We start from the raw sequence: 3,813 nt of genomic DNA on the forward strand, positions 1-3,813 counted from the left end.
TCAGCCCGAACCGACAAAGAAACCACAGCTCAGGGCCCTGCGATCGTCGTCAATCCGGCAACGTGAGCCAAGTCAGGTCTCACGGAGCGATGCCGCGTACATCGTCGATCATGCGATCACTTCGTACTGCCTCAATACATCGGGAAGTGAGACAAGTTACTGCGCCCCCCGGGGGACTACGAAGCGCCAGGCTTTTCCTCCCCGATAAGAAAGGCCCATACCTGGGCTAACGCGGTGTACGGCTCGTTGGATACGTACCACTTATGGCCGTACGACGAGCGAAGTTCGACCGGCGGATACATGTCATATGAATCGCCCTTGCCGAGCCAGACTCGGCTTCCTGGGTCGTCGTAGGCGGTAATAACCGCGTCGGAGCCCTCGAACTCGAGTCTCCACAGCTCCTCCGTGTCCATCTGACTAAGCGTTACCCTCTCGGTACGACCGGGTCCGTGTAACTCGAAGCTCGTCGGCGCCCCAGTGCTGTCGGTGGCCTCCCGGTCAGGGTGGACTGTGATGTGTTCCCAATCGCTGAGCTCGTCGTTATACAGCCACGAGGCTGCGTCATAAGCGTCGTCGAATCGCACAGCACCCTGGTGACTCTCGGCGATGTCGTCCTGCTTGACGTCGCAAAGAGCACCGTCGACGAGCCGGGCAACGTATGGAACAACCAACACCTGGTCGCGCAGTATCACGAAGGCATGGAGAACGTTGCCGTCGTCATCGATTACACGGCCTTCAACCCGGAGGTCAGCGAGAAGGCGCACGGTGTAGCTCACCGTCACCTCGGCCGTACTCTCGTTGACTTCAACATTGCGAACATCGATCAGTTTCGCTTGAGGTTCCATCTCTACGTAGGGGTCGATCATCTCGTCTAAATCGCGACGATCCCATACATCAGTGACGCTTCCGATCGCCACGTCGGGAACGTCGATCCATTCCGGTGGCGGCCCATGTCGATCGTCAGCCTCGATGCTGGCGGCGTAGTTCTGTTGGAGCGTCGAGGCAATAATCCGCAACGCACTTAGCGCACCGACTGTCGGCTGGGCTGCCGCCGGCCGCGTTGGCGGAAAGTATTTTTCAAACAGTCCTTCATCGTCGCCGCGTCCCCAAATCTCGACTATGGCTTCGCTGTGGCCCAATTCTCTTGCGGTGGCAAGAATGTCTTTGGCGTTGCGGCTGACGAATACGATTCGCTGCGGATCGTTACCCGCATTCGCCAGTGAATCGCGTACCCACGATGAGTCAGAAGCTCCTGTTCGAGCTCCTGGTAGGCCCTTGCCGGCACCCAGGCCTAGAATCTGGTCGCGGATACCCGCTATTGCAGATTCTCCTCGCATAGGCTGCACTACCACGTGTTCGATTGAATCGCAGCGGCGCTTAATCTCATCCGCAATCTCCTTGATATCCCAGCTTCGCGCTGCGAGGCTGACGCCGAACATGCCTGCCCTATGCAAGCGTTTGCTTGCCTGCAGAAAATCGGTCAGCGCTCCTCGGGCATGGTTTGCCCACTCAAGGATGATCTGCTCGGGGATCCACAGTTCTGCCCCGCGCATCGAAAGGCCACGCGCCAGCTGGGTGATTTTGTCTAAATTGACATGTCCCCTGTCGTAATACGACGCATCCAAGACAGCGGCATCCGGAGGCGTCCGCTTGTCCTCACTACCCACCTCCCAGATACTGCCTCAAAATCGACTGGGCCACTGACGGTTTCCTGGTCGACGACGAAACCACTGTGAGTTCGTCGTGAACGGCCCCCTGAGAACGGCGGTGCTCAATCCGGCCGCCCGAGCAGAGTGGGGCGCGCCACGACGTGCTCACGACTCAGTACCGCAGGCCGACCACCGCCTGCTAGCCCACCTCAGGGCTGCTGACGAAGATTCCGAACGCGTGGCACTCCCCCCAGCCGACGACTGATAACCGCCCACCTCACACGTGCAAAGACACCGATAACCCCGGTCCGCAAAGACCCGCTTCGCCGGGAGTGCGGGGTGTCTCCAAGGCTTCTAGTCCCCCCGGGCGCGTTCCCGGCTATAGCTTCAGCGAGCCACTAGAGAACCCTCGCGGTTCCCTGATGGCCGCGGCAGGTCTCGTCCTCGCTGGGGTTTTCGCTAAATGACCAGCAGCCATCGTTGCAGAGGGCGGTGGCGCCTGGTGGTTGTGTAGCTACACCACAGACAGGACGGTGGACGCAGTCACCGGAGGCGGCTTTGTAATAACCCGAGGGGCATGCGCTGGCCGGTGGCGCTGTAGCGATAGCCATTGAGGTTCCAATGGTTGCCAGCGCAGTCGCGATTAGCGCGACGATACGGACGGACAAATACACCGACCTCCTTTTCGTGGTGATGTCGCACGTTGGGTGGTTGCCGATTCGTCGATGGGAGCGTATGCGCTTGCATGGGCATTTATGCCGAAATTGTGAAAATTCCGATCCGGCGAACAGCGGGCTACGAGGCGCCATATGCTCCGCTTGGGCAAACGAAGCAATTCAACGGGTCGGAGTTCATAGGGGAAGGCTGGATGTGTCGCAAATTCCTCTTCGCGACGGCGGCAATGGTCGCCGCTGCGGTCGGCGCGATCCCCGTCGCCTCAGCAGATCCGGACAGTCCTGACCCCGGTACATATCTGTTCATGTTGCGGGAGTACCACATTCCCTTCACATCTGAGAACGACGCGATCGCTGGCGGACTGGCCGTCTGCCAACATGTCCGGGCCGGGGAGAGTGCAGGTGTCATCGTCCAAGAATTACGGGACAGGCCCAGCAATGCCCTGACATACGTTCAAGCCGCCAATGTCGTGGTGGCTGCGACAGAGCAGCTTTGCCCAGAAGCGCCGCCGGGGGCTTGGTACGACGCCATGATCATGGCCGGCCGCAGCCCAGAAGGCCCCAACTGACGCCGGTAAGTGCTCAGTAGAACCACTGGCCGACGTTGGCGGTGTCGAGGCTGGCGCTATGCGCCCGTCGTCTCGGACCAAGGGCACTGCCGTCTCGTCCGGGACGTCGGCGAGTACGTCAGCCATACCGTGTCGGCCTGGGTGAGCACACGCAGAAGGCCGAGCGACTCCGCGCCGTGAACAAGCGGCAGGACAGCGGGCTGGTGTTCACCACCGAACTAGGCAAACTTGTCGACCCGCGCAACCTGCTACGGGTCATCGAGATCGCCGCCAAAGCCGCCGGCATCGCCGACGTTGGGATCCACACCTTACGGCGCAACGCGGCGGTCGCTTGGCTCGAAAGCGGTGTCCACATTCGGCAAGTCGCCGACCTGCTCGGCCACTCATCGATCGCGGTCACGGGCGACACGTACGGGCACAGCAGCACCGACGGTGCCCGTTCCGCGATCACCCGCCTGGGCGCGCGGTTGGGCCTCTAGCGGAGTTACAGGCCGTAGGCCTCACGGTGCATCGCCGCGCGTGCTTCGGTGGCAGCTATCTCGCTGTGCACCTCGTACACCCACGCGCCGTTGAGGTTCTGGCACGTGCCGACGGCGCGGCCGCACTTAGGGCAAGACGTGTAGGTCCGCGGGAGACCGGCCTGCTGCACCGGCTGCCCGCTCGCTTCGCATTCGTAATGGAGCAGCATGCTGTCGATCATCCCAGGTTCCGGCGCTTCGTGCTCTCGAAACAGAAGGGCATAGAAATGGGCGCACTAGACCTAACGAAGGCCCGCCGAAAGGCGTCGAAACCCCGTCTGACCTGCGTCGGGCTGACAGTGTGTGATTCCACGACATAGTTGGCAGCTGTCTCGCGACATAGTTGACACCTCTGCAAGTCAGGGAGGTCAGCCATGTCGAAGGCGCAGCTGGTCATCACCGC

At 61.1% G+C, this 3,813-nt stretch carries 5 protein-coding genes; 2 read left to right on the forward strand and 3 right to left on the reverse strand.

Annotation, left to right across the window (positions count from 1 at the left end):
* Window positions 1–176: 176 nt before the first annotated feature.
* The gene (locus BST11_RS27455; RefSeq protein ID WP_142276607.1) at window positions 177–1,667 is read right to left on the reverse strand and encodes a hypothetical protein; all 1,491 of its coding nucleotides are present in this window, start codon (window positions 1,665–1,667) and stop codon (window positions 177–179) included.
* Window positions 1,668–2,047: 380 nt separating this feature from the next.
* On the reverse strand, window positions 2,048–2,458 hold the full coding sequence (locus tag BST11_RS29345; protein WP_083141152.1) for a DUF3761 domain-containing protein: 411 nt from the start codon (window positions 2,456–2,458) through the stop codon (window positions 2,048–2,050).
* Between BST11_RS29345 and BST11_RS26585 the strand changes: the two genes are divergently transcribed.
* Together BST11_RS26585 and BST11_RS26590 are read left to right on the forward strand one after the other, a co-directional pair.
* Entirely contained in the window at window positions 2,395–2,892 is a 498-nt protein-coding gene (locus BST11_RS26585) for a DUF732 domain-containing protein (RefSeq protein ID WP_083141149.1), read from the forward strand. The genes BST11_RS29345 and BST11_RS26585 overlap by 64 nt on opposite strands.
* 176 nt (window positions 2,893–3,068) lie before the next feature.
* Window positions 3,069–3,371 (forward strand): tyrosine-type recombinase/integrase, encoded by a 303-nt coding sequence (locus BST11_RS26590; RefSeq protein ID WP_244897794.1) that lies wholly within the window; start codon window positions 3,069–3,071, stop codon window positions 3,369–3,371.
* Window positions 3,372–3,376: 5 nt separating this feature from the next.
* On the opposite strand, the gene BST11_RS26595 is transcribed toward BST11_RS26590, so the two are convergent.
* Window positions 3,377–3,580, reverse strand: a complete 204-nt coding sequence (locus BST11_RS26595; protein ID WP_142276608.1) for a hypothetical protein — start codon at window positions 3,578–3,580, stop codon at window positions 3,377–3,379.
* Window positions 3,581–3,813 lie beyond the last annotated feature (233 nt).

This window comes from Mycobacterium alsense (assembly GCF_002086635.1).
GTDB classification, from domain to species: Bacteria; Actinomycetota; Actinomycetes; order Mycobacteriales; family Mycobacteriaceae; genus Mycobacterium; species Mycobacterium alsense.

Coding starts and splice junctions, on each gene's coding strand:
- BST11_RS26585 (WP_083141149.1), top strand. CDS start 2,395: ATGGGCATTTATGCCGAAATTGTGAAAATTCCGATCCGGCGAACAGCG.
- BST11_RS29345 (WP_083141152.1), bottom strand. CDS start 2,458: ATGGCGCCTCGTAGCCCGCTGTTCGCCGGATCGGAATTTTCACAATTT.
- BST11_RS26595 (WP_142276608.1), bottom strand. CDS start 3,580: ATGCTGCTCCATTACGAATGCGAAGCGAGCGGGCAGCCGGTGCAGCAG.